Genomic DNA, 24,527 nt, shown 5'->3' with positions numbered 1-24,527 from the left:
CTCCTTTGTTCCCTCTTTTGAAACATCCGGAGTGCAAAAATTAAGCGAAGCGTTTTTTTGCACACACTCGCACTTGCAAAAATAAAATTTTTGCACTCCGGATGTGAAAGAAGACGGCGATCCCGAGCTGATTACAGCCGCTCTGAGTGATATCACCCGAGCAAAGGGGATAGCGCAAATCGTCCGCAAATCAGGCATTGAAAGCGACCGTCTGTTTAAAGCCCTGCCGCCTGAAAGCAACTCGGAATTTTCGACAATTCTCAGGATTACAGAAGCATCAGGTATCCGCCTTCATGCAACTGTCAGACATGCAGGGATGTAAATCAGCGCACTCAGGATAAGATGATCCGCTGTATGCGGATTTTTACGATCCTGACTATTCTGACAATGAACACCGTTATCTGATTATCGGGCGATCATGTAAGGAACGCCTGTTAATTGTTTCCTGTACAGAACGGGATAACGCACATCGGTTAATCCGCGCAGGGAAAACCACACGATTTCAGGCTGCCCGCGATGCCTTCCGTATTATGGGCATTACCAGAATGTGATAGCCGTAATCCATCAGGATGTCCGTACATTTGTCGCCAAAAAATTCCGAGAGTTCGAGTTCCCTGTCCTCATCATAAGGTCTGGTCACGTTGACCCATAAGTCATTGGGATTTTCAGGGCTTTCCGTAACGTCAATAAATTCAATCTCAGGAAAATTCTCTTCCAACAGCTCCACAAGCCCCCTGATAAGTTCCTGCTGTTTGGAGTTTATTCTCATTCGTTTAGCTCCTTTTCTATGATCCGAACCATTTCCGTTGCCCTTGAAAGTTGCTGACGGGCAGCTTTTTTGCCGACACTTTCGTCCGAATAGTCAGCCGTGTTTCTTACCTGTTGCATCTTCAGGAGCCAGGTTTTTAATTTGGCAGGATAAATTTTCTGTCTTCTGACCACCCTGCGGTTGAATTCCGACTGAACCCATGCGTGATCATTTTTTCCTTTCTGTGCTCCCTGATGAGCCAGAGCGGCTATGGCTGCCTGAAATGCAGCGTAATAGGCTCTGTTCGCACAGGCATTATAGCATTCAAGCTCGAAGCTTGCCTGTGCGATTTTCAGATTTTCCTTTGCCTTGTCTAAAAATGCTTTTTTCATCATGCTTCCTATGTTTCAGCCGCTCCTGAGCCGGAGATTGAATCCAAAAAAATATATTAGCGTTGCTTTTTTATTCAGTCAAGCAAAAAGAAATAATCCTGGATTTCTCCTGTGATGTTTATCATTTTCTGATTATAACGGATTTAGGGGAGGCTCCGATTTCAGGATTGCTGTACGCAAACTCCTGTTTTTATATGGCTTCGTGCGGACATTCCCGGAAAACGGCGGTTTCCGAAGAGACAGATGTCCCGGATTTCCGGTTCTCAGAACCCCGGGACGGGCAAATTTTCCGTTTTGCTATTTAATAATTTCAGGATGTTGTGCCCTCCCCTAAATCCGTTATAATCAGCAAAGAAAAAATTAAGCGCAGCGGTTCTTTGCATTGGGTCGCCATCTACACGGATTATGGTTAAGAAAGGATTACAGGCCCGGTTCCGGAGTGCAAAGATTGAGCGCAGCGGTTCTTTGCATTGGGGATTCCGGAGTGCAAAGATTGAGCGCAGCGGTTCTTTGCACAAACCCGGAGTGCAAAAATCAGGCGCAGCGCTTCTTTGCGCCCTTTTCATCAATCGTGAGGCAGAGCCTCACCATAAGCATTCCCAGTGTGACCGTCACGCAGGCGTCGGGCCAGACCGATCCCACCAATTCCTCGCCCGTCAGATTTGCCGTGACATTCGGCGAAACTGTCACCGGCTTTGACAGCTCGGACGTGGTTTTCAGCAGCAGCACTGCTCCGGGTACACTTGCGGCAACTGTCAGCGGCAACGGATCTGCTTACACCGTGGAGATTACAGGTATGACCGATGCCGGAGATGTGATTGTCAGTGTCGGCGCGGGCGCTGCACAGGATACGGCTGGCAATATCAGTACCGCGAGCAGCGGGGGAGATGGCACTGTGAGATACGATCCGTCATATGTCCCCAATGTGGCCTGTACCGGCATCACCCTGAGCGGTCTCACAGTGGCGGAAAATCAGCCTGCGGGAACAGTTGTCGGCACGCTCTCTGCAACCGATGCTGACGGCGGTCCCCACACCTTTTACCGGGTCGTGAGACGTGACGGATGGCTTGACAACGGCTCCTTTGTCATTAACGGCAATGTGCTGAAGACGGCCGCGAGTTTCGATTTTGAGACAAAGAACGCCCTCACCGTGTATATCAGGGCAAACGACAGTTACGGGGCATCCTGCTTTAATTCGTTTACGATTAATGTCGGCAACATGAACGAATCTCCGACCGGGCTTGCCCTGAGCTACCGCTGGGTGGATGAGGAAAAACCGGCGGGAACTGAAGTGGGATTTTTTACGACCTCCGGGGACCCGGATGCGGGCGACACCCACAGTTACGGTCTGGTCTCCGGCGATGGAGGCGAGGACAGCGGACTGTTCTTCGTCGAAGGCAACACGCTGAGAACAGCCAAATCCTTTGATTATGAAACCGAAGAGAAACACAGTTACAACATCCGTATCCGGACCTCGGACAAAGGCGGACTCAGTTTCGAGAAATCGTTCACTGTCAGAGTGAATGACATGAACGAGCCGCCCACGGATATTGATCTGAGCGTCACAGAGGTGAATGAGAACAACAGAATCGCCACGCAGATCGGCATATTTTCCGCAAGCGACCCGAATCCGTGTGACAGCCACACCTTCTCGCTGGTCTCCGGCGACGGCGACACGGACAACGGTGTCTTCAGGATCAGCGGGAGCATCCTTTATCCCCGGGTCTCATTTGATTACGAGAATCAGGCTGAGAAGAACAGTTACAGCATCCGTGTTCTGGCAAATGACGGACATGGCGGCACACATGAGAAGTCTTTCGTTATCACGGTGAAAAATGTGAATGATCCTCCGACAATTTCCAACATCCGCGACATGCGCCTCCGGGGAGTCGGAACTGACGATGATCTCACGGGAACGGCGGATTTCAAGGTCTCGGATCAGGACACGCCTTTCGGAAATCTGACGATTTCCGCGGAATCATCCGACCCGGAACTGCTGCCCGTTGAAAACATCACCTTCGGCGGCTCAGGCTCGGAACGATTCGTGACCCTCACACCGGCAAAAGGGAAATCCGGCAGTATGGCTGTCACAGTTACCGTCAGCGACGGCGAAATCACAGCGGAGACAGAATTCACCCTCAGCGTCACCCTTGAACCTGCCCCGGCCTTTGACGGAATCACCGTGGAATCTGTCGCTGATCCGGACACGCCCGTCTCCCCCGGAGACACGCTGACTTATACCGCAGTCCTTCCCAACACAGGGGACGCCGATGCCGAGGATGTCGTGTTCACGCTTCCCGCTCCGGCGAACACCGCCCATGTTTCCGGCAGCGTGAGTGTGAAGATCACCGACACGGAGACTGGCGAGGTTCTGACGGATTCCGATGACAGCCCGCAGCCTGTTTACAACAGCGAGTCGGGTCAGCTTGAGTGGAGCGGCGACATTCCGGCCGGGGCGCGGGCGGAAATCGTGTTCGACATCACGGTTGACGACGACGTGGAGACCGGCGACGTGATCACCGCCCGAAGCTGGAGCCTTTCCTACGATTTTGACGGCGACGGGAAAAATGACATCACAGCGGAACCGGAGGACGATCCTGACGCGTCTGAGAATCCGCCCCTCAGAATTGTTATCCCGGAGCCCGAGTGCGTGGAAGGGGATGTGAACAACGATGGCGAGTATGATCTGAAAGACGCTGTCATGGTTCTTCAGATACTGGTCGGAATAGAAACCGATGCGGCAGACAGCCTCTGCGCGGACGTGAACCGCGACGGACGTATCGGGCTGGCCGAGCTGTTTTTTATTCTGAACCATCTCGCCGGGTAATCCTCATCCGGAGTGCTGAACTTGCAGTTTAGCGTACTCACTTGCCAAACTGCAAGTTTGGCACTCCTTTTTATCCGGAGTGCTGAACTTACAGTTTAGCATGCCTGCTTGCCAAACTGCAAGTTTGGCACTCCTTTTTATCCGGAGTGCTGAACTTACAGTTTAGCATGCCTGCTTGCCAAACTGCAAGTTTGGCACTCCTTTTTTTTATCCGGAGTGCCGAAGTTGCAGTTTAGCAAGTGCATCTGCCGAGACTTGTTTTCAGACTTCACTTTGAGAAATGCTTCTGCACACAAAACCCCGCTTTTACTTGACACCTACTTGTCCAGCTCTTATATTTTAATGTGGCTGATCAGCTTTCAGTTCTTACCGGATATTTATTTCCACAACTTTCATCTGCCGGGTGTTCGGCTGTTCCGTCCATTCTGAAACTGTATAGCTGGTAGCTGGTAAATGAGAAAGCTTCTTCCTGATGGAATCGGCTTTTCTTTTTTTTACGGGCTTGAACAGCCGGGCAAAAAACAGTCCCGGCAATCCAACGGACATAAAACAAAGGAGAAAATATGGAGAACTTATCGGATAAGGCTGCTCAGAATCTGGCAGCAGTAAGAGAAAAAAAACCGCTTATCCACAATATTACCAACTATGTTGTCATGAACTACACGGCAAACGCCCTGCTCGCGATGGGGGCTTCGCCAGTAATGGCTCATGCTGTCAGCGAAGTTGAAGAAATGGTCTCCATCGCCGGTGCCCTTGTCCTCAATATTGGCACGCTGGCCGAGGACTGGATCGCGTCAATGATAAAAGCAGGTCAAAAAGCATCTGAACTCGGAACCCCTATCATACTTGATCCCGTAGGATCAGGAGCCACATCCCTCAGGACGAATTCAGTCACGAGGATTATCCGAGAAACCAGCCTCAGCGTGATTCGCGGGAACCCGTCCGAAATTCTGTCACTTCGTCACAATGAGTCAAAGACAAAAGGAGTGGATGCTGTCCATTCTGTAAATGAGGCGGGCGCGACGGCAAAAAAAATTGCCGAAGAATTAAATACAACCATTGCCATTACCGGGCCTGCGGATTTCATCACCAATGGTGAACGTGTCATCCATGTGTCAAACGGTCATCCGCTGATGGCCCGTGTGACCGGAACCGGATGCACAGCAACGGTGATCATCGCCGCATTTTCGGCTGTTGATGATGATCCTGTGAGCGCGGCGGCGACCGGGCTTGCATTTTTCGGACTGGCCGGAGAAGCTGCCGGACAAAAAGCATCCGGCCCCGGAAGTTTTATGATAGAAATGTTGAACGCATTATATGAAATCACTCCGGAAGCGCTGAAAGCCGGGTGTAAAATCCGAGAAGAATGATATGAAAAAAAAGGCTGCGGATTATTCTTTATATCTTGTCACGGACAGAGGGCTGTCCCGGGGAAGAACAACTCCGGAGATTGTTCAGGCTGCTGTTCGCGGGGGCGTGACCTGCGTTCAGCTCAGGGAAAAAAACTGTTCTCCCCGGGAATTCATTGAGCAGGCAATTCTGATTCAAAAATTTTTGAAAGAACATCATATTCCCCTGATTATCAATGACAGGGTGGACGTTGCCCAGGCTGTGAAGGCTGACGGTGTCCATCTCGGACAAAGCGATATGCCGCTTGAAATGGCAAAGGCTATTTTAAAAGATTCCATGATCATCGGAATTTCCGCACAATCCGTACAACATGCTGTTGAAGCGGAAAAAAAAGGGGCAGACTATATCGGCGTAGGCACGATTTATCCGACCCTCACAAAAGACGACACGTCTTCGCCCCTTGGTACCGAGGGGCTGCGGGAGATAAGAAAAAATGTTAAGATTCCCATCGTGGCAATAGGCGGTTTAAATAAGGAAAATTCCGGAGACGTGATTCAGAACGGAGCGGACGGTATTGCCGTAGTTTCCGCCATTGTGTCAGCGGATGATCCTGAACAGACCGCGAGGGAGTTAAGAGAGATTATCACAGGAGCAAAGACTTCATGACGTTAAAAGATATCGGTGAATTCGGGTTTATAGAAAAAATCAGCCGGGGCTGTTTTATCCGTTCTCAGAACATTTTAAAGGCCATCGGAGATGACGCGGCCGCGTTTACAACCAAGGCGGATGAAGTTATCCTCATTACGACCGATATGCTTGTTGAGCGGGTTCATTTCCTGAGAAATACAACTTCAGGTTTTAATCTGGGATATAAATCCTTGGCTGTGAATCTGAGTGATATTGCCGCCATGGGCGGAACCGCGAAAGAAGCCTTTGTGAGTATTGCCATTCCCGAAGCATGTCCCTTAGAATATCTTGAAGATTTATACCGCGGCATAAAAAGCCTGGCGGCCGAGTTTGATATCAATATTCTCGGCGGGGACACCACAGGTTCCAAGACGGATTTAATTATCAATATTTCAGTGGTGGGCGCTGTGCCGGAAAAGGAGATTTTATATCGTCATACAGCACAGCCCGGAGATATTATCTTTTCAACGGGCTGCCTGGGAGACAGCCGGGCCGGGTTGCAACTGATATTAAATAAGACAGTCGCTGATTCCGAAGAATTGAAGGCACTCTTCAACGCGCATATTCTTCCCTGGCCATATCTTGAGGAAGGTCGGTTTCTGGCGCATCAGGGCGGGGTTCACGCGGCCATTGACGTGAGTGACGGACTGAGTTCTGATCTCGGCCACATTATAAGGGAAAGCAACGCGGGCGCACGGCTTTACGCTGAAAAAATCCCTGTTTCAAAAAATCTTCAGAAATTTTGTACCCGCTTTGATGCTGATCCTCTTGAATACGCCCTGGGCGGTGGTGAGGATTACATGCTCTTATGCACCATATCACCGGATAAGGCTGATTCTGTTGCACGGGATTATCTGAAAAAATTTGGACAGCCGATTTATCCCATTGGGGAAATAACCGATTCAGGAGAAACAGAACTGGTCTTCCCGGATGGCCGGATCAAATCTGTAGCGCCTTCAGGGTGGAACCACTTTAAGATACCGGCTTCCCGCCTCCTGTTTGTTCACTAATCGCCTAAATCAGAAACAATAACACAGTTTCCGGAAAAGAATATATCCTGATGCTTCCTTCCCAGTTCCGCGTTTAGGCAGTCCCGCACCGCCTAAACGCGGAACTACGAACTGAAAAATGCACCAGTATGTTCATTCTTGGAAATCGCCTGAGAGCAGATGAAATGAGATATTTTAACTATCTGACGGAAGAAGAAAGAAAAGCTCTGTTTTTCATTGAACCGGCGCATTTTCGGCGTAATGATGATAAAGAATTCATTTCTCACGCGCTGGGCGCGACGCTTTACATGCCTGCAAACAAGGAAAAAATTGCTGAGGATATTATTCTTAAAAAAAATAAAGGGTTAATATCTGTTGTTCTGTGTCTGGAAGATGCGATAAGCGACTGCGAGGCAGATAATGCGGAACATCAGTTGGCAGTGCATCTCAGGGAATTGTATTCAGCAGTCAGACACGGAAAAATACAAGATGATGATCTTCCTTTTATTTTTATAAGAGTGAGGCATCCTGAACAAATTTTAAAAGTTACGGCTTTGGCAGGAGATGCGCGCTCGGTACTCGCCGGTTTTGTATTCCCCAAATTTTCTTATCATAACGGACGGGATTATTTTGAGGTGTTAAAAAAAATCAGTTATGTTTCAGATAAGCAATTCTACGGAATGCCCATTCTCGAAACACCGGATATTATTCATTGGGAGACCAGAAAAGCATCTCTCAGCAGCGTCACTGAAATTTTAGATGAATATTATGAGTGGGTGCTGAACGTAAGAATCGGTGCCACGGACCTTTCCAGTATATTCGGAATACGGCGAGGCTATGATGTCACTGTCTATGATATACAGGTTATTCGGGATTGTATGACAGATATCATTAATAATTTCTGTCGCACAGACAGGCAATATGTCGTATCCGGACCGGTGTGGGAATATTTTCTGAGCGGAGACAGGGTACTGAAGCCCATGCTCAGAATTACGCCGTTTCAGGAGCGATATGGCGAAGCTGGCAGGGAAATCCGTTCAAAATTACTGAATCAGTACTTGGACGGACTTATCTATGAAACATTGCTGGACAAAGCAAATGGTCTGGTCGGAAAAACAGTGATTCATCCGAGTCATATTATCCCTGTGCAGTCCATGTATGTGGTCAACCATGAAGAATATACAGATGCTTGCAGCATCCTGGATAACGATGGTAAGGCAGGCGTTATGAAAAGCATTTTTAATAATAAAATGAATGAAATAAAACCGCATAAAAACTGGGCCAAAAAGATTTTAATACGATCAGGGATATACGGCGTTTTTAACAGCAGTTATGAATTTATCAATCTCCTGCGATAGCAGCTTCAGATACAAAAGTACAAGGAAACCGGATAAAAAAGCAAATGGCTCATTTTTCACTCTTATCCGCTGTCCCTGAAACAATTTTCCGGAGTCACTGATACTCGATAATCAAATTTTTTTCTGTCATTCAGTCCGACCGGGCTCAGACTTCGACAAGCTCAGTCTCCGGCAAGCCCAACAGAGTCGTCAAACGGAATGACAATCTTTTTACCGGGTCAGAAAACCTGATCATCGAGTGATACAAAGCTTATTTTGTCTAAAATACAGGAAGCTCCGTGAGCATCTTTTATTTGACAGTTTACAGCCCGAAAAAAGTGTAAACTAAGCACCTGAGCAAAAGTTTTTTATACAGCTTTTTTTCTGCGAGCGGCGGAGAAACCCGGGGTTTTGAGGCATCATTCCGGAAAAAACCCGGGTTTCTTCCCCGGGCAGATATTAAAAACTTATGGTCAGGTACTTAAAAATTGGGGCAAACGACAAATCACAAACTACTTTCATATAAAACAGGCATGACCTGCCGCTCAAAATGAAGCATGAAAAATTTGTAATTTTCCTAACACCTGGCACTTAACACCTAACACCTTTTTCATATAAACTCCCATGATCTGCCGGTCACAACGAATGATGAAAATTTTGCTGTTTTTTCCTAACACCTAACACTTAACACCTGACACTTTCATATAAACGGGCATGAACTGCCGGTCACAACGAACCATGAAAGTTTTATATTTTTTCCTAACACTTAACACTTAACACCTAACACCTTTTTCATATAAACAGCCACGACCTGCCGCTCACAACAAGCAATGAAAATTTTACAGTTTTTCTTAACACCTGACACCCGGCACCCGACATCCAACACTTTTTGACATAAAATCCGAATAGTTAAAATAATATGAGAAATTTTGATATAATTGCCATGACGAAGACTGGCAATGAGGTTGACAATGCTTTATAAAAATTGTACAAAATTATAAATAAACAGCTATGAAAAAGTTTCACTGCCCGAGGATGAAAAATTTAGTTTCCCAAGTGATGCATTTTCACGACAATGCAGCATAAGGGTCTGTAATTATCATCTGCTCGGAAAGTTTAAGAAGTCTGAGTCCAACTCTTCTCCGGAAGGCGGGAAAGAGAGTGTCTTATCAATTCGGAATATCACTGGATATCCCCCATGTCCTTCTCAGGAAGAGATTTTTCGATCTGCTGATGATAAGAAATTCAGAAAAGAGTTATCGGATTTCCGGAATTATATTAAGCCATAGCTGGGAAAGCATTTATAGTTTCACATTCAGGCGGGCTGTCCCTTTGTTCGTATCCTCTGATTTCACAGGAACTGCCTGAACTAACTGAATTTTTCAAATGTTTTTGATTTGCTGATAGCAAAACATTTGCGGGGGCAATCTTTCTGTGATTGCCCTCTTTTAAATTAAATTTCAGACTGTTAAAGGATAAACCCGGAAAGATTTATCGTGGGAAATAATGATGAATTTTATCGTTCCGATACAAAAAAATCTGCGGGATTGGGGTTAAGTTTGCTAAAAACGTTTTTGATGAGAGGGGTGTTCAAAGCGTGTGCTGAGTCTGCGTATTCATCATTTTTCAAAAAATATGCAAAATTTTAATACAGGCCGGGGTTCATCTTTAAATTAAAGCGTAAGTACGATGCTGAACTATGTTTTGCTCTTCTGATGTCCGAAAACGGCTCCTGTTTCTGGCTTTGTCAGGGGGAGCAGCGGTGTTTTTTTTGTTTATCACAGCAGGCTGCGCCCCCTCTCCGTACACGCTGAAAACCATTGATCATCCTCATCTCCCGAAAAATATTGAGGAATACATTCGGTCCGAGGTCCGAGAATGGGAAGGAACTCCGCACCAATGGGGCGGTACGAGCCGAAAGGGGACAGATTGCTCCGGTTTTGTGATGATAATTTATAAAACACTTTTCAACATCCGACTGCCTCGCAGTACAAAACATCAGATACGAACTGGCGTTCAGATACCAAAAAGTCAGCTTCAGGCCGGAGATCTGGTTTTCTTTCTGTTGCCTGAAAATATGCGACATGTCGGCATATATCTGGGCAAAGGCGAGTTTGCTCACACCTCCGGCAGCAAAAGCGTGATGATTTCTCATATGGATGATTGTTATTGGCGAAATACTTATGAAACCTCACGCCGTATTCTCCCATATAAATGAGAAAACAGATCGGATCAGACATAAAAAAACATTGAAACTCATTCGTAAAATCGGATAATCTGACCGTGACCGTGTTTGCAGATGTTACGACAGCGCCCCAAAGACAGGGATTTTTAATAACGGAGCGCGTGGGCAGTCAGTATCTGCTCTGATAAAAGAACAAGGATAAGAAATGATGAGTGGAAAAATTTATAATTTTCAATTCGTAACTTTAATTTTCGATTTTATGATCAATGCTTCAGACAGCTTTTTATAATCCATTGTTTCTATTTATGTTCGAATATTTTGTTCCTAAAAAATTTAAACCTTATAATTTCAATAGGTTAAAATTTTAAATATTCTTTATTTCCAAAAATTGTCCGAACTATTGATGATTTCATAATTTTTTAATAAAAAGCATCAGCATCCGGGCTTAGGTTGGCAGCCGAAGCAAAACAAGGAATCAGGTATGTCCGATAAACACAAAAACAATATTTCCAGGCAAAGCAGCTCCGGGAACAAGCGCGTTGATTTGAACGTATCGCTTAATGATGCGGCCGCGCTTTTGATTCAACTCGAACCCAATGACTTTTCTGAACTCGCCCGCTTGCAAGAAATACTAAACACAATAGCTGGTGATCGCTCCTGCCCTGAATCTTCCAGGGAAAAAATTATCCGGGTTGCACAAAAAATTGAGGCAAGTGTTTCCGATTTTATCCCTATGGAATCAGACATGATGGCAGATATTGGTCATTTAATAGAAGACACGATGAATTCGGTAGAAGAAGATGGAAAGACAGATCACGCCTCTGTAGCTGCTGTTCAAAAACAGAATGATCAGCCTTTGCCTGAAACGGAACCTGAATCAGCTAATGAATCTTCCGAGCAATCTGAAATCGCCCTTATTCCCACGGATGCGGATCCTGACCTGTTAAGCGCATTTATTACTGAAAGCGCTGAGTTAATAACCAACGCCGAAGAAGCATTGCTGTCGCTTGAAACAGATCCTGACGATATGGAAGCTGTCAGCACTGTTTTTCGCGCGTTTCACACTGTCAAAGGAACATCCGCCTTTCTTGAGCTTTCGCTTATATCAGAAATGGCACATCGTTCGGAGTCGTTTTTAAGCCGTATCCGAGACCGGGAAATACATTATGCCGGGGGATATACCGATCTGGCACTCCGTTCCATTGACATGCTTAAAGAACTGATTCAGTCTCTCACGGAGGCTATGAAAGGGAAACCTTTTTTCAGACCCCGGGGCTATGATGAGTTAATGCGCTTTTTAGCTGACCCGGAACAAGCCGGTATATCTGCTGAAACTGCCGAACCTCCTGCCGTGATTCCCCGAATCGGGGATATTCTGGTGGCCCAGGGAAAAGCTGAAAGGCAAAAGGTGGAAGAAGCTGCTGCCAGTGAAGCTAAAAAGCCGATAGGTGAAAAAATAGTGAGTTCCAAAACCGCCTCTCTGATAGACGTGGCCAAGGGGCTTCGCACGCAGCAACGCATGGGACAACAGGTTATAGAATCATCTGTCCGAGTGCCTATCGAACGGTTAGACCGTTTTATTGACACCGTGGGAGAACTGGTTGTGGCACATTCCATGGTGGCCCAGGATGAAGTTGTGGGTCAGGGCGAACATCATGAGCTTTTCAAAAAGGTGGCCCACACCACAAAGATTGTCCGTGAACTTCAAAACATGAGCATGTCCATGCGAATGATTCCGCTCAGAGGAACATTCCGGAAGATCACCCGGCTGGTCAGAGATCTTGCCCGCAAGGCCGGTAAGAATGTCACCCTGATTACCGAAGGCGAAGACACTGAGATAGACCGGAACATGGTTGACATCATCAATGATCCGCTGGTGCATATGGTTCGGAATGCCGTGGATCATGGGATTGAACCACCTGAAGTCAGAGAAAAAATCGGCAAACATCCATCAGGCGTTCTAAAATTATCAGCCCGTCATTCAGCAGGAAATGTCGTGGTGGAGATAAAAGATGACGGAAGGGGCCTTAACCGGGAGGCGATTCTTGCCAAAGCCCTGGAAAATGAGCTGATTAGCGAAGCTGTTGTCAGAGACAGCACCCTCGGGGATCAGGACGTGTTCAGTCTGATTTTTGAGCCAGGCTTTTCAACGGCCAAATTCGTTTCCGAGATATCGGGCCGCGGGGTGGGAATGGATGTGGTGAAAAAAAATATCGAAGCTCTTCGGGGACAGATCGAAATCCAGTCTGCTCCGGGAGAAGGAAGCCTTTTTAAAATGAGTCTCCCTCTGACCCTGGCGATCATTGACGGAATGGTTGTCCGTGTAGGCTCTGAAAAATATGTTGTGCCGACTGTTTCCATTGTCAGGTCCGTGCGGCCTGATCCCAAAGACCTTTCCACCGTTCTCAGCAAAGGGGAGACCCTGACGCTTCAGGGAAAACTCATTCCATTGTTCCGACTGGCCCGGCTTTTCGGTGTGGAAGGGGCAGAAGATGATCCCACACGGGCCATTGTGATGGTGGTCGAAGACAGCGGAAAACAGACCGGCCTGCTTGTTGACGAACTGATCGGCAGCCAGCAGATCGTTATCAAAACCCTGGGGGAAACCATGCGAAACATACCCGGTATTTCCGGAAGTGCGATTATGCCCAATGGCAGAGTGGGGCTGATTTTGGATATTGGCGGGCTGGTAAAACTTGCAAATTCAGTGAATTAAGCTTCGGATATCTGTCCGTATCCGGCGATGATCGTATTTATCAGAACGCTGTCTGATGATGGCCAAAATATCAGCAGACTTTTGCCATTATTTTTTGTTCGTATCTGTTCCCTTCGACAGGCTCAGGGAACGCATGTCAGCCGTGTCCTGATCTGCCGCCGTGGTCCGACCCACCGTGTTCTGAGCCGCCGTGTTCTGAGCCGCCGTATTCTGAGCCGCCGTGAACCGATCGCCGTGAACCGAGCCGCCGTGTTCTGAGCCGACGTAATCTGAGTCGACGTAATCTGAGCCGCCGTGTTCTGAGCCGACGTAATCTGAGCCGCCGTGTTCTGAGCCGACGTAATCTGAGCCGACGTAATCTGAGCCGCCGTGACCCGAGTGCCGTGACCCGAGTCCGCAAGTGCCCTGAGCTTGTCGAAGGGCAAATCGGGGCAGGTCAGAAAGCGGATAAGGAAGATTAACGGCCTATCCGAAGCAGCGGGGTTTTCAGACTTATTTCAGCAGAATTTATTTAACATGTTAAAAATTTGCCTAAAAACTATATTGCCTCATTAAATTTGAGGTGTGTTTATACGCTTGTCAGCACCTTTGAGGTAAACGAATGAATTTAATGTCAGCCGAACTGACTGAGAAACAGTTTAAAAAAATCAGTCGGCTCGTATATCACCTATGCGGAATCAATCTGAAAGACGGCAAACAGGCTTTGGTCAGAGCGCGTCTGATGAAGCGGCTTCGGGCGCTGAAACTAGGCAGTTTTGAGGCTTATCTGAACCATATTGAAAGCAACCGGGACCCTCAGGAACTGGGGTTTCTGATTGATGTTATCACCACCAATAAGACAAGTTTTTTTCGTGAGCCGGAGCATTTCAATTATTTACGTGACGACATATTACCAAATCTGACAAGCCGAAGACTGAGATTTTGGACTGCCGCATGTTCTTCCGGAGAAGAGCCTTTTTCCCTGGGAATTATGTTAAGGGAAAAGATGCCGGATATCATCTCCAGAGACGTGAAAATTCTGGCCACAGATATATCAAAAAGAATGCTGGAAAAGGCACGTCAGGCCATTTACGGAGAAGAAGAACTCCGGGATCTTTCGCCCCTGCTTTTGCAAAAATATTTTATCAGAATTCAGGAACAACCGACCCGGGCCTACCAGGTAAAAAAAATATCAGGGACATGGTTCGGGTGGCCCGGCTGAATCTGATAGACACATGGCCCATGAAGGGGCCTTTTAACGTTATTTTTTGCCGCAATGTAATGATTTACTTTGACAAACCCACCCAACAAAAGTTAATAAATCGTTTTTGGGATTTTCTGGAACCAGGAGGCCACCTTTTTGTCGGCCATTCAGAGGGACTGTCGGCCATCTCTCACAAATTTCATTATGTACGGCCGGCTGTCTATAGAAAATAGCTGAAAGACCGTGGTCTGTGGCTACAGGCTTACAGCTATGAGGGAGCAAATGAAATATATTGCTGTAGTGGGAGATATGAAGGTCGGAAAAAAAGGAGACTTACTCGTTACCCATGCGCTGGGGAGTTGCCTGGGACTGATGATCTACGATCCGGCTGTACAGGTGGGCGGACTACTCCATGCAATGTTGCCGCTGTCTAAGATTAATCCGCAAAAAGCCGAGGCAAATCCTTTTATGTTTGTGGATACGGGGGTTCCGAAATTGTTCAAAGAAGTATATGACATGGGAGGCCAGAAAGCCCGGTTGGTAGTCAAAGCAGCAGGCTGCGGCCAGCCTCTGGGTAATAATGAAATGTTTAAAATAGGAGAAAGAAACTATACTGTACTGAAAAAACTTCTCTGGAAGAACAGTGTTCTTCTGGAGTCCGAAGATGTCGGTGGTACGGCCAGCCGCACCGTTCATTTCAATATTTCAACTGGTCAGGTCATTATCAGCAGTGCCGGATTAAAAAGAGAACTCTGACAGATAAAGCCTTTGAAACGCTCAGGACTTTGCATGGTTCCGATCAAAAGGGGGAATAATGGAGCAGGAGACGATCAGGCGGAAAATGGGTACAATTTCTGTGATTATGATTTTTGTTTCAATATTTATTGCTGCATGTTTCAGTAGTTATGACTATGTCGCAGAAAGAAAAAAATTGGAAGAATCCTTTAATGAAAGTATTGCTCCTATTTCGAAGCGTCTGGCAAACAGTTTGGAAAAGCCCCTCTGGTTTCTGGATGAAAATCTTGCCCGAAAACTTATTGAATTGGAAATGGTGAATAAAAGAGTCTATGGTGTTGTTGTCAGAGAATCCGACGGGGAAAAAATTTTCCTTTCCATTCAAAGAGACAGCAATTGGCAATTTGTCACTTCCCGGGAGAATATCTCCGGTAATTTTGTCGTTAAAAACGAGAAAATTTTCTATGGAAATAAGCAGGTCGGGCATGTCGAGGTTTATTTTACCACCCGGTTCATAGAAGATGCGCTCAGACATCTGATCATTTTCATGGTGGTCAAAGTGCTTGTTATGAGCGGCTGTCTTGTGGCGGTGCTTTTATTCATCGTAAATTTTTTCTTTGTAAAACCAATAGCCCAGGTGGTCAAAGGGCTGGATGTGGTGAGAGGGGAAGTGGATTATGCCTCGGACCGGGTCGCTTCCACCGGACACAAGCTGATACAAGGTGCGTCAAAACAGGCATCAGCTGTTGAGGAAACCTCTTCTTCTCTGGAACAGATTACCTCCATGACCCGTCAGAATACCCAGAACGTCACGCATGCAAATGATCTGATGATTGAAACCTCGAAGGTGGTGGCTGAGGCTGCTTCTTCCATGACCCAGCTGACCTCCTCAATAGATACCATCTCAAAAACCAGTGAGGAAACTCGAAAAGTAATCAGAACCATTGAAGAAATAGCATTTCAGACAAACTTACTGGCGCTGAATGCCGCAGTTGAAGCGGCCCGTGCGGGTCAGGCCGGGGCAGGTTTCGCAGTGGTCGCGGACGAAGTGAGAAATCTGGCCATGCGTTCAAGTCAGGCAGTCAGAAATACGGCCGCCCTGATAGAAGCGTCTGTTGAGGAGACCAAAAACGGTATTGATCTCATATATCAGGCAAACGAAGCATTTACAAATGTGGCATCAGGTGCGCAAAAAATAGGGGAACTCCTTGGGGAGGTCACGGCATCTTCGCAGGAACAGGCCCAGGGAATTGAGCAGGTCAGCACGGCCATGGAAGCAATCGGAAAGGTGACACAGGAGAATGTGCTGAGTACGGAAGAGACAGCTTCCGCCATTAGGGAAATACGGATCCAGGTGGAACGCCTGAAAGACTTTGTTATGAAATTAGTGGCGTTAATCGGCAAAAAAAGTCAGAAAACCCCTGACAAACCGAAAGATATAAAATCAGGTTCGGATTTCGGAAGATCATCCGTACCCGACCACGACAGATTCTTAAAAAATATCAAAGCTGCTTTATGGAATAAATCTGTTTTTAAGCATTTTTCAAAAAGCGATAAGATAAATTCGAAGTGACAACAATCATCAGACCAAAAAGTTTTCGGGCCATGCGCAGGGCAAAGAGGACGGACAGCGAAGAAACCTGGTGTTTTCCCGCGGGGGAGAGGGTCCCCCATCCGGGGAAAAAAGCCGGATTTTTACCCCGCACCGCCCGAAATTTTCTGATCTGATGACACAGGAAACTGCATCTGCGGAAAAAAGCGGAGCATTTCCTGCAAATTTCCAAACCATCAAATCAGTGACTTGAAAAATACTTCGGAAACAAGGAGTGCCAACTTACAGTTTGACAAGGCGTATCTCTGCCGGGGAATCCGGAGTGCCGGACTTACCGTCTGTTCCTCCGAATGTCCGGCTGCTTATTTCCGATAATGTTTCTTGTTTATACGGCCGGACCTGAAAAATTCATTTGAATCTCACTCTGACTGTGAAAAACAAGGGCATCATGGGGAGGTCATTGATCAATATCGTCAGTTGACTTTTAGGGAGCTTTTAAGGTATGTATGGATAAGGGGTTGCAAGATAATGACCGTTCATAAATTTTTTTGGTTGGAGCAAAAGAGATAAATGAGACATATTGTTTTAGTTGGAAATATGAAAGTTGGAAAAAAAGGAGATGTCATTGTGACCTATGCTCTGGGCACCAGCTTGGGACTGATGGCCTATGATCCGGTATCGCAAGTCGGCGGATTGCTGCATGCCATGTTACCTCTGTCCAGATCTGATCCGCAGAAAGCTGAGACGAATCCGTGCATATTCGTTGACACAGGTGTTCCGAAATTGTTCAAAGAAATATGTGATATGGGCGGACAGAAATCAAGGCTGGTGGTCAGGGCCGCGGGCTGCTCCCGACCTTTGGGTGAAAATGAAATGTTCAAAATAGGGGAGCGGAATTACTCTGTATTGAAAAAAATTCTTTGGAAGAACAGCATCCTCCTGGAATCCGAGGATATCGGCGGTACAGCCAACCGGACAGTCCATTTTGATCTTTCAACAGGCGAGGTCGCTATCACCAGTTAAACTTCATAAAATAAAATTCAGTTCTATTGAAAAGTAAGCCTAAATGAAGAGGTTATCAGATATGTCAATTAACGTTCTTATTGTAGATGACAGCGGGGTGATGCGGGCTATGATCTTAAAATCCCTGCGTATGAGCGGCCTTCCACTCGGAGAGACCCACCAGGCCGCTAACGGACAGGAAGGACTTGATGTACTCAACCAGCACTGGGTGGATCTTGTCATTGTGGATATTAACATGCCGGTCATGAACGGGGAAGAAATGATAGATCGTATGAGAGAGAGTCCTGAAATAAAAGATATCCCGATTGTTGTCATATCTACAGAAGGGAGTAAGACTCGCTTGGAAAAATTGCAGCAGAAAGGGGCGGCGTTTATCCACAAACCTTTTTCTCCGGAGACGATCCGGGATACAATCCGAGATATTATGAATCTGGGAGGTGATGATGAAGGAGCAGATTAAAAAGACGCTTTACCGTGTGGCAGAAGATGTTTTGGAAAAACTGGCTTTTATTTTCTCCTTTCCTGAAGATGAGCGGGAGAATATTGATTATGCTTCTGCGGTGACTGCAAAGGTTTCGTTTACCGGACCTTTCACAGGCACGCTTGTCATGGCAGTTTCGTCCCGGGCGCTTCCGGAACTGGCCGGAAACATGCTTGGTCTTGAAGATGATGAAGAGCCCACTTTGGAACAACGATATGACGCTGTAAAGGAGCTGATAAATGTCATCTGCGGAAATTTGTTACCTGCCGTGGCCGGCAAAGAAACACTGTTTAATGTTGATCCGCCTAAGATTATTAAAGATTTGGAAAACGATATGAAGGCATTTTCTTCAGAAAATGAGGAGGGTCCGAACCCTCTGGCCGCAGCCAGACTGGATATTGACGAGGGACAATGCGATCTTCTTTTATTTGTCGAAGGCGACATTCCCACAGACGCGATTCATTCCGAGTAGGAAAAGCGTTATGAGAAGCGAGAAAAAAATGATTAAAGTGCTCGTTGTAGATGATTCCGCGGTTGTGCGTAAAATTCTGACCGATGAGTTATCCAGATACAAAGATATCGAAATCGTGGGAACTGCCATTGATCCCTATGTGGCCCGGGATAAAATTGTAAGACTCAGACCGGATGTGATCACCCTTGATCTGGAAATGCCGAGAATGGACGGACTGTCGTTTCTGGCAAAACTGATGAAATACTATCCCATGCCTGTGGTGGTGTTAAGCTCGCTCACGCCAAGAAATAGTGAAAACGCTTTAAAAGCCCTGGAACTGGGCGCTTTGGATGTGCTTTGCAAACCAGGATCAGCCTACTCCACTTTGGATATTTCCCGAAAGCTGGCAAATTCCATTCGTGCGGCGGCCTCGGCCCGGCTGAGTATTCACCGGGAACCTCCCCCGTCTCCCCAGGTGATGAAAAATTTTCAATTCCGAACTACGCACAAAGTGATTGCCATCGGGGCTTCAACTGGCGGAACCAAAGCGATTGAGACTGTACTCACAGGAATGCCCCGCATTTCTCCGGGAACAGTGATTGTACAACATATGCCGGAAAATTTTACCACGGCATTTGCAAAGCGCCTTAATGAAATTTGTCAGATGGAAGTTCGTGAGGCAAAAAATAATGACCGAGTCTCTCCCGGTGTGGCTCTGATCGCCCCGGGAAACCGTCATATGCTGCTCACTCGGAGCGGCGGAAATTATTTGGTCAGAATAAAAGACGGCCCTCCGGTTCATTATCAGCGGCCCAGCGCGGACGTGTTATTTCAGTCTGTGGCAAAACATGCGGGGAGCAATGCTGTCGGCGTACTGCTCACCGGCATGGGAGCGGACGGCGCAAAAGGGCTGCTGGAAATGCGGGAAAAGGGATCTCATACCCTGGTCCAGGATGAAAAAACCTGCGTGGTTTTCGGGATGCCCAAAGAAGCCATAAAGCTGAATGCCGCGGATGAGGTTGTCCCGTTACAGAATATCTCCCGTAAGATTATCAATGCGTTACGAGAACAGAAAAATTCAGGAAAGTGATGAACAAAGGTGACAGGAAGTTGGAATGCCGTGTCTGTAGTCTTCAGTTTCCAATTTTATGATTTTTCATATATTAAAAAAAGAGAAAAAAATGTTTTCACGTTTTACAATCATATAAAAAATGATGAAATAATAATGGCCTTCTGAACTAAATAAATTTTTAAATATCGGATGGTTAATTTTAACCTTCGGCATCTGAGCCGGTGAACGAATAATGTCTCACAGAGTCAGTGAATCACAATGATGTCAACAGAATCAGACAAGCCGGTCACTGTCAATTATTTCCTTGAACCCGGATACATCTTTTTAGCTACAAAACCTGCTATTATATCCGGGGTTCTCGGGTCCTGTGTTTCCGTATGCCTCTATGACCGAAAGCGGAAAATCGGCGGAATGAACCATTTCCAACTCCCTTATGCCCGGGAAAAAGGCCTGGCCACAGCCATATATGGCAATGCCGCCATTGTCATGCTGATACGAATGATGACCAGTGACGGCTCCAAGATAAAACACCTTGAAGCACAAATTTTAGGAGGCGCGTATAATCCCGGTATTTCCCAAAAAAATATTGGCCAGGAAAATATCAAGGTTGCAAGAAGAATCCTGGCAGAAAAGCGGATTTCTGTGGTTTCCGAAGATGTGGGCGGAGAAAAAGGCAGAAAAATTGTTTTTAATACCAATACAAATGAAGTGGCCGTAATAAAAGTGGACAGACTCAGAAAGGGTGACTGGTACCCTTATGAAAGTGATCGCTAAAAAAGATACTTTTTTTTTAAGCGTCTGGTTGATAAAACCACATATTCGGACTTTTTTTCAGAAATATTTGCAACCTTCCCCGCCAACAAAAACAACAAATCAAATTTTGGCATCTTTCACAGCACCTGAAAACAAGATCACTGTTTTTCAAATTACAGAACCATTTGTAAAATTATTCTGAAACAAAGTGTGAACTGACAAATGAAGGATGCCGAAAAATAGTTAAATATAAGATAGCGGCAAAACTTCTCATTTGTAATGGGTTGCGGATAAATGACTAAGAAGGAGTATCAGATGATGACACCATCCAGAAAAAACCCGCGTGTGCTTATTGTGACGCCGGAGGTAACTTATTTGCCCAATCGTATGGGAAACCTCGCCAACTATCTTACGGCAAAAGCGGGAGGACTTGCCGATGTTTCCGCGGCGTTGGTCAATGCGTTGTTCGACCAGGGGGCAGATGTCCATGTGGCGATACCCGACTATCGTGCCATATTCAGACACAAACAGGCATCTTTATTAAAAGAAGAATTAAACACTGTCAGAAGCAAAATGCCTGATGACAGAATACACCTTGCCGAAGACAGGGCTTTCTTCTATTTAAACCGTGTGTATTCGGGTGACGGGCTGGAAAACACAAAGCTCGCGCTTGCTTTTCAGCGGGAGGTCATTAACAATATTGTTCCCCATGTCCAGCCGGATCTTATTCATTGCAATGACTGGATGACAGCTCTGATTCCGGCCATGGCAAGACAGTTAAATATTCCCTGCCTGTTTACAATCCATAATATTCATACGGTTAAAAGCACTCTGTCTTATATCGAAGACAGAGGAATTGACGCGGCCGCATTCTGGAAATATCTTTTTTACGAACGCGTGCCGTTTAACTACGAGGAAACCCGTGACTCCAATGCTGTGGATTTTCTCTCAAGCGGTATTTTTTCCGCCCACTTTGTCAATACGGTCAGCCCGACTTTTTTGAAAGAGATTGTCGGGGGCTGGCACAATTTTGTGGAACATCCTATACAGGCGGAACTGATAAACAAATGGTATTCAGGATGCGCCGTGGGAATTCTGAATGCCCCGGATCCCGCGTTTAACCCGGGGATTTGCAAATCACTGCCTTATAATTACAATTCTGAAAATCATGTTTCGGAGAAACAGAAGAATAAACAGTTTTTACAGAAATCATTGGGACTTATCCCTGATGATCAGGCCCCGCTTTTTTTCTGGCCTTCCCGGCTTGATCCTGTTCAGAAAGGATGTCAGTTGCTGGCGGAAATCCTTTACCGTGTTGTCTCTGCCTATTGGGAAAAAAATCTTCAGATTGTCTTTGTCGCTGACGGAGATTTCAAGCAACATTTCATAAATATCGTAAATTTTCATAACCTGAAAGATCGTGTGGCGGTTTGTGATTTTGACCAGCGACTGGAGCGTCTGGCTTATGGTGCCTCGGACTTTATACTGATGCCGTCACGTTTTGAACCTTGCGGACTTCCTCAGATGATAGCGCCCATTTACGGATCGCTTCCCGTGGCTTACGATACCGGCGGAATTCATGATACAATTACACACATAAATATTGAGAATAACACTGGCAATGGCTTTCTTTTTGAGAACTTTGATTCTGAGGGGCTGTTCTGGGCCGTCACACAGGCCATGAAATTTTACAATCTTCCCGATAAAATAAAAGAACGCCAGATCAAAAGAGTTATGACAGACGCAGCAGCCAGATTCAACCATTCTGTTACGGCACGTCAGTATATTGAGCTTTATGAAAAAATGCTGGACCGCCCCCTCATAGACCCTTACGGGGAAGAGTGATTTGGGATTGGGGATGTTACCGGCCGGAGCCTCGTCACAAATCACCAATCACAAATCACCAGTCACAAATCACAAACGGCGAATAAAATGAAAAACGACCTTTTGCAGCCTCTTTTGGACAGTGATCCATTGTTACGGCAATATGAAAATGCCCTCACACGGCGTTTGAAACGCAGCCGTGAGACAGAAGCAAAACTCACTCAGGGAAAAATGAGCCTTGGTGAGTTTGCCTCGGGCCATGAGTATTTCGGACTGCATTTCCGAAATAATGAGTGGATCTTTCGGGAATGGGTTCCCAATGCCACGTCAGTCTGCCTGATCGGAGATATGAACAGGTGGAAACCCAAAAAAGCGTTTGACTTGGAACGTATCAGCAAAGAAGGGGTATGGGAAAGGCGTTTTCCTTCGGGAATGCTGAGACACGGCAATCTTTATAAACTCCTTATCCGATGGCAGGGCGGCGAAGGGGAGCGTATTCCTGCATATGCCAGACGCGTTGTCCAGGACCCCCTGACCAAAATTTTCAGCGCACAGATTTGGAATCCCCCCTCACCTTATAAAAGGAAAACTGATCCAGCTTCAACTTTCAAGCTTCAACTTTCAAGTTTCACCCCCCTCATTTACGAAGCCCATGTGGGCATGGCTCAGGAGGAAGGAAGAGTGGGCTCATACCGCGAGTTCACCGAGCATATTATTCCGAGAATTGTCAGGGCCGGATATAATGCAATTCAGCTCATGGCAATTCAGGAGCATCCGTATTACGGCTCTTTTGGCTATCATGTGGCGAATTTCTTTGCTGCCTCATCCCGGTTCGGTACGCCGGATGAACTGAAGGAACTGATTGACACGGCTCATAACGCAGGTCTCCTGGTTCTCATGGATATTGTGCATTCCCACGCGGTAAATAATGAGGTGGAGGGACTGAGCCGGTTTGACGGCACATTGTACCAGTATTTTCATGACGGAGAGCGCGGTCTTCACAGGGCATGGGATTCCCGGTGTTTTGACTATGGCAAAGTTGAAGTTCTCCATTTTCTTCTTTCCAATTGCCGGTTCTGGCTTGACGAATACGGATTTGACGGGTTTCGTTTTGACGGCATCACGAGCATGCTTTATCTGCATCACGGGCTGGGCACGGATTTCAGGTTTTACGACCAATATTTTGATGGCAATGTGGATGAGGATGCGCTGGCATACCTGACCCTTGCCAACAAACTGATTCATGAACTGCGTCCCGGTACTGTCACCATTGCCGAGGATATCAGCGGTATGCCCGGACTGGCTTTCCCCAATTCAGGCGGCGGCATCGGTTTTGACTACAGGTTTGCCATGGGGGGCCCTGATCTCTGGCCCCGGCTTCTTGAGAAAACTCCGGATGAGCACTGGCATATAGGAGAAATATGGCGGGAACTGACCAACCGGAGAAAAGATGAGAAAACCATCAGTTACACAGAATCCCATGATCAGGCCATTGTGGGAGATAAAACAATTATTACATGGCTGATGGATGCGGATATGTACGAACACATGAGGGCAGAGGATGACAATCTCAGAGTGAACCGGGGGATTGCGCTGCACAAGCTTATCCGCTTTATCACCTTAGCCACCGCGGATGCGGGGTATCTCAACTTCATGGGAAATGAATTCGGACATCCGGAATGGATTGATTTTCCCAGAGAGGGAAATGGATGGTCCTACCACTATGCCCGGCGGCAGTGGCATCTGGCAGATGATCCTGCTCTGAAATATCAGTTTCTTGCCCGCTTTGATCGTGAGATGATCAAGTTGGCAAAACGCTTCAGGCTGCTGGAATTCCCGGCTCCTCATCTTTTGTATGAACATGAGGATCATAAGATTCTCATCTTTGAGCGGGATTCTCTTTTGTTTGCGTTTAATTTCCATCCTTCTTTGTCCCGGGCGGATTATTGTTTTGAAGTGCCCCGGGGAAAATATCGGATGATCTTCAACAGTGATGCCCAGGAATACGGAGGATGCGGCAGGCTGGTCTCAGATCAGGAGCATTCAACGTTTTTTAACACATTGCGGGGCAAGAAACGCCATATGCTGAGTCTTTATCTGCCGACCCGCACGGTGCTGGTTCTTGAGCGGATATCGTCAGAAGCGTGTTTGAAAAGTCCTGTGGAAACGGCAGAAGTTACCAGCGATTCAGTGGAGCTCAGATGATCTTTATAGCTCAAATT

19 protein-coding genes and 1 pseudogene are annotated in these 24,527 nt (G+C 46.5%); 18 read left to right on the top strand and 2 right to left on the bottom strand.

The features are described from left to right. Positions 1-103 precede the first annotated feature (103 nt). Complete coding sequence (locus dnm_RS03905) at positions 104-322, top strand: addiction module antidote protein (protein WP_207681407.1); 219 nt, start codon at positions 104-106, stop codon at positions 320-322. 180 nt (positions 323-502) lie between these two features. On the opposite strand, the gene dnm_RS03895 is transcribed toward dnm_RS03905, so the two are convergent. Both dnm_RS03895 and dnm_RS03890 read right to left on the bottom strand, forming a co-directional pair. Further along, positions 503-769: a hypothetical protein gene (locus dnm_RS03895; RefSeq protein WP_207681406.1), complete on the bottom strand. Its 267-nt coding sequence runs from the start codon at positions 767-769 to the stop codon at positions 503-505. Further along, positions 766-1,143 carry a HEPN domain-containing protein gene (locus tag dnm_RS03890; RefSeq protein WP_207681405.1) on the bottom strand — a complete coding sequence of 126 codons (378 nt, stop codon included), beginning with the start codon at positions 1,141-1,143 and terminating at the stop codon, positions 766-768. Before dnm_RS03890 ends, dnm_RS03895 begins: the two co-directional genes overlap by 4 nt. Before the next feature lie 490 nt (positions 1,144-1,633). Here dnm_RS03890 and dnm_RS03885 point away from each other — a divergent pair, with 490 nt between their 5' ends. The 17 genes and pseudogenes from dnm_RS03885 to dnm_RS03800 all read left to right on the top strand — a co-directional run bounded on the left by dnm_RS03885 (position 1,634) and on the right by dnm_RS03800 (position 24,510). Then, the gene (locus dnm_RS03885; RefSeq protein WP_207681404.1) at positions 1,634-3,967 is read left to right on the top strand and encodes a cadherin domain-containing protein; all 2,334 of its coding nucleotides are present in this window, start codon (positions 1,634-1,636) and stop codon (positions 3,965-3,967) included. Between the two features lie 563 nt (positions 3,968-4,530). Then, positions 4,531-5,337: a hydroxyethylthiazole kinase gene (thiM, locus tag dnm_RS03880; RefSeq protein ID WP_207681403.1), complete on the top strand. Its 807-nt coding sequence runs from the start codon at positions 4,531-4,533 to the stop codon at positions 5,335-5,337. Between the two features lies 1 nt (position 5,338). Beyond that, positions 5,339-5,983 (top strand): thiamine phosphate synthase, encoded by a 645-nt coding sequence (gene thiE / locus dnm_RS03875; protein WP_207681402.1) that lies wholly within the window; start codon positions 5,339-5,341, stop codon positions 5,981-5,983. After that, positions 5,980-7,014 carry a thiamine-phosphate kinase gene (gene thiL, locus dnm_RS03870; RefSeq protein WP_207681401.1) on the top strand — a complete coding sequence of 345 codons (1,035 nt, stop codon included), beginning with the start codon at positions 5,980-5,982 and terminating at the stop codon, positions 7,012-7,014. The genes thiE and thiL overlap by 4 nt, the downstream gene beginning before the upstream one ends. A gap of 164 nt (positions 7,015-7,178) precedes the next feature. Beyond that, entirely contained in the window at positions 7,179-8,351 is a 1,173-nt protein-coding gene (locus dnm_RS03865; RefSeq protein ID WP_207681400.1) for an HpcH/HpaI aldolase/citrate lyase family protein, read from the top strand. A 1,678-nt stretch (positions 8,352-10,029) separates the two neighbouring features. Continuing rightward, the gene (locus dnm_RS03860; protein WP_207681399.1) at positions 10,030-10,548 is read left to right on the top strand and encodes a C40 family peptidase; all 519 of its coding nucleotides are present in this window, start codon (positions 10,030-10,032) and stop codon (positions 10,546-10,548) included. A 448-nt stretch (positions 10,549-10,996) separates the two neighbouring features. After that, positions 10,997-13,231, top strand: coding sequence for a chemotaxis protein CheA (locus tag dnm_RS03855; protein WP_207681398.1), 2,235 nt, complete (start codon positions 10,997-10,999; stop codon positions 13,229-13,231). A 601-nt stretch (positions 13,232-13,832) separates the two neighbouring features. After that, a pseudogene (locus dnm_RS03850) lies at positions 13,833-14,647 on the top strand (CheR family methyltransferase). Positions 14,648-14,696: 49 nt separating this feature from the next. Further along, the gene (locus dnm_RS03840) at positions 14,697-15,170 is read left to right on the top strand and encodes a chemotaxis protein CheD (protein WP_207681395.1); all 474 of its coding nucleotides are present in this window, start codon (positions 14,697-14,699) and stop codon (positions 15,168-15,170) included. A gap of 85 nt (positions 15,171-15,255) precedes the next feature. After that, the gene (locus dnm_RS03835) at positions 15,256-16,722 is read left to right on the top strand and encodes a methyl-accepting chemotaxis protein (RefSeq protein ID WP_207681394.1); all 1,467 of its coding nucleotides are present in this window, start codon (positions 15,256-15,258) and stop codon (positions 16,720-16,722) included. A 549-nt stretch (positions 16,723-17,271) separates the two neighbouring features. Then, positions 17,272-17,724, top strand: a complete 453-nt coding sequence (locus tag dnm_RS03830) for a chemotaxis protein CheD (RefSeq protein ID WP_207681393.1) — start codon at positions 17,272-17,274, stop codon at positions 17,722-17,724. A gap of 61 nt (positions 17,725-17,785) precedes the next feature. Continuing rightward, entirely contained in the window at positions 17,786-18,184 is a 399-nt protein-coding gene (locus tag dnm_RS03825; protein ID WP_207681392.1) for a response regulator, read from the top strand. Further along, the gene (locus dnm_RS03820; RefSeq protein WP_207681391.1) at positions 18,165-18,677 is read left to right on the top strand and encodes a chemotaxis protein CheX; all 513 of its coding nucleotides are present in this window, start codon (positions 18,165-18,167) and stop codon (positions 18,675-18,677) included. The genes dnm_RS03825 and dnm_RS03820 overlap by 20 nt, the downstream gene beginning before the upstream one ends. Before the next feature lie 10 nt (positions 18,678-18,687). Further along, positions 18,688-19,746, top strand: coding sequence for a protein-glutamate methylesterase/protein-glutamine glutaminase (locus tag dnm_RS03815; protein WP_207681390.1), 1,059 nt, complete (start codon positions 18,688-18,690; stop codon positions 19,744-19,746). Between the two features lie 240 nt (positions 19,747-19,986). Beyond that, positions 19,987-20,502, top strand: a complete 516-nt coding sequence (locus dnm_RS03810; protein WP_246556190.1) for a chemotaxis protein CheD — start codon at positions 19,987-19,989, stop codon at positions 20,500-20,502. Positions 20,503-20,799: 297 nt separating this feature from the next. Continuing rightward, on the top strand, positions 20,800-22,326 hold the full coding sequence (locus dnm_RS03805; protein WP_207683581.1) for a glycogen synthase: 1,527 nt from the start codon (positions 20,800-20,802) through the stop codon (positions 22,324-22,326). A gap of 87 nt (positions 22,327-22,413) precedes the next feature. Next, positions 22,414-24,510: an alpha amylase C-terminal domain-containing protein gene (locus dnm_RS03800; protein WP_207681389.1), complete on the top strand. Its 2,097-nt coding sequence runs from the start codon at positions 22,414-22,416 to the stop codon at positions 24,508-24,510. Positions 24,511-24,527: the final 17 nt, after the last annotated feature.

Source organism: Desulfonema magnum (genome assembly GCF_017377395.1).
GTDB lineage: Bacteria > Desulfobacterota > Desulfobacteria > Desulfobacterales > 4be13 > Desulfonema_C > Desulfonema_C magnum.
Note: the sequence above shows the minus strand (reverse complement) of the source record. Positions and strands in the feature narration are given on the sequence as shown.

Bases quoted from the DNA above. Each gene is read 5' to 3' on its own strand.
- dnm_RS03835 (WP_207681394.1), top strand. From the start codon at position 15,256: ATGGGTACAATTTCTGTGATTATGATTTTTGTTTCAATATTTATTGCT.
- dnm_RS03890 (WP_207681405.1), bottom strand. From the start codon at position 1,143: ATGATGAAAAAAGCATTTTTAGACAAGGCAAAGGAAAATCTGAAAATC.
- thiM (WP_207681403.1), top strand. From the start codon at position 4,531: ATGGAGAACTTATCGGATAAGGCTGCTCAGAATCTGGCAGCAGTAAGA.
- dnm_RS03860 (WP_207681399.1), top strand. From the start codon at position 10,030: ATGTTTTGCTCTTCTGATGTCCGAAAACGGCTCCTGTTTCTGGCTTTG.
- dnm_RS03815 (WP_207681390.1), top strand. From the start codon at position 18,688: ATGAGAAGCGAGAAAAAAATGATTAAAGTGCTCGTTGTAGATGATTCC.
- dnm_RS03830 (WP_207681393.1), top strand. From the start codon at position 17,272: ATGAGACATATTGTTTTAGTTGGAAATATGAAAGTTGGAAAAAAAGGA.
- dnm_RS03895 (WP_207681406.1), bottom strand. From the start codon at position 769: ATGAGAATAAACTCCAAACAGCAGGAACTTATCAGGGGGCTTGTGGAG.
- thiL (WP_207681401.1), top strand. From the start codon at position 5,980: ATGACGTTAAAAGATATCGGTGAATTCGGGTTTATAGAAAAAATCAGC.
- thiE (WP_207681402.1), top strand. From the start codon at position 5,339: ATGAAAAAAAAGGCTGCGGATTATTCTTTATATCTTGTCACGGACAGA.
- dnm_RS03805 (WP_207683581.1), top strand. From the start codon at position 20,800: ATGACACCATCCAGAAAAAACCCGCGTGTGCTTATTGTGACGCCGGAG.
- dnm_RS03855 (WP_207681398.1), top strand. From the start codon at position 10,997: ATGTCCGATAAACACAAAAACAATATTTCCAGGCAAAGCAGCTCCGGG.
- dnm_RS03800 (WP_207681389.1), top strand. From the start codon at position 22,414: ATGAAAAACGACCTTTTGCAGCCTCTTTTGGACAGTGATCCATTGTTA.
- dnm_RS03825 (WP_207681392.1), top strand. From the start codon at position 17,786: ATGTCAATTAACGTTCTTATTGTAGATGACAGCGGGGTGATGCGGGCT.
- dnm_RS03865 (WP_207681400.1), top strand. From the start codon at position 7,179: ATGAGATATTTTAACTATCTGACGGAAGAAGAAAGAAAAGCTCTGTTT.
- dnm_RS03820 (WP_207681391.1), top strand. From the start codon at position 18,165: ATGATGAAGGAGCAGATTAAAAAGACGCTTTACCGTGTGGCAGAAGAT.
- dnm_RS03840 (WP_207681395.1), top strand. From the start codon at position 14,697: ATGAAATATATTGCTGTAGTGGGAGATATGAAGGTCGGAAAAAAAGGA.
- dnm_RS03810 (WP_246556190.1), top strand. From the start codon at position 19,987: ATGATGTCAACAGAATCAGACAAGCCGGTCACTGTCAATTATTTCCTT.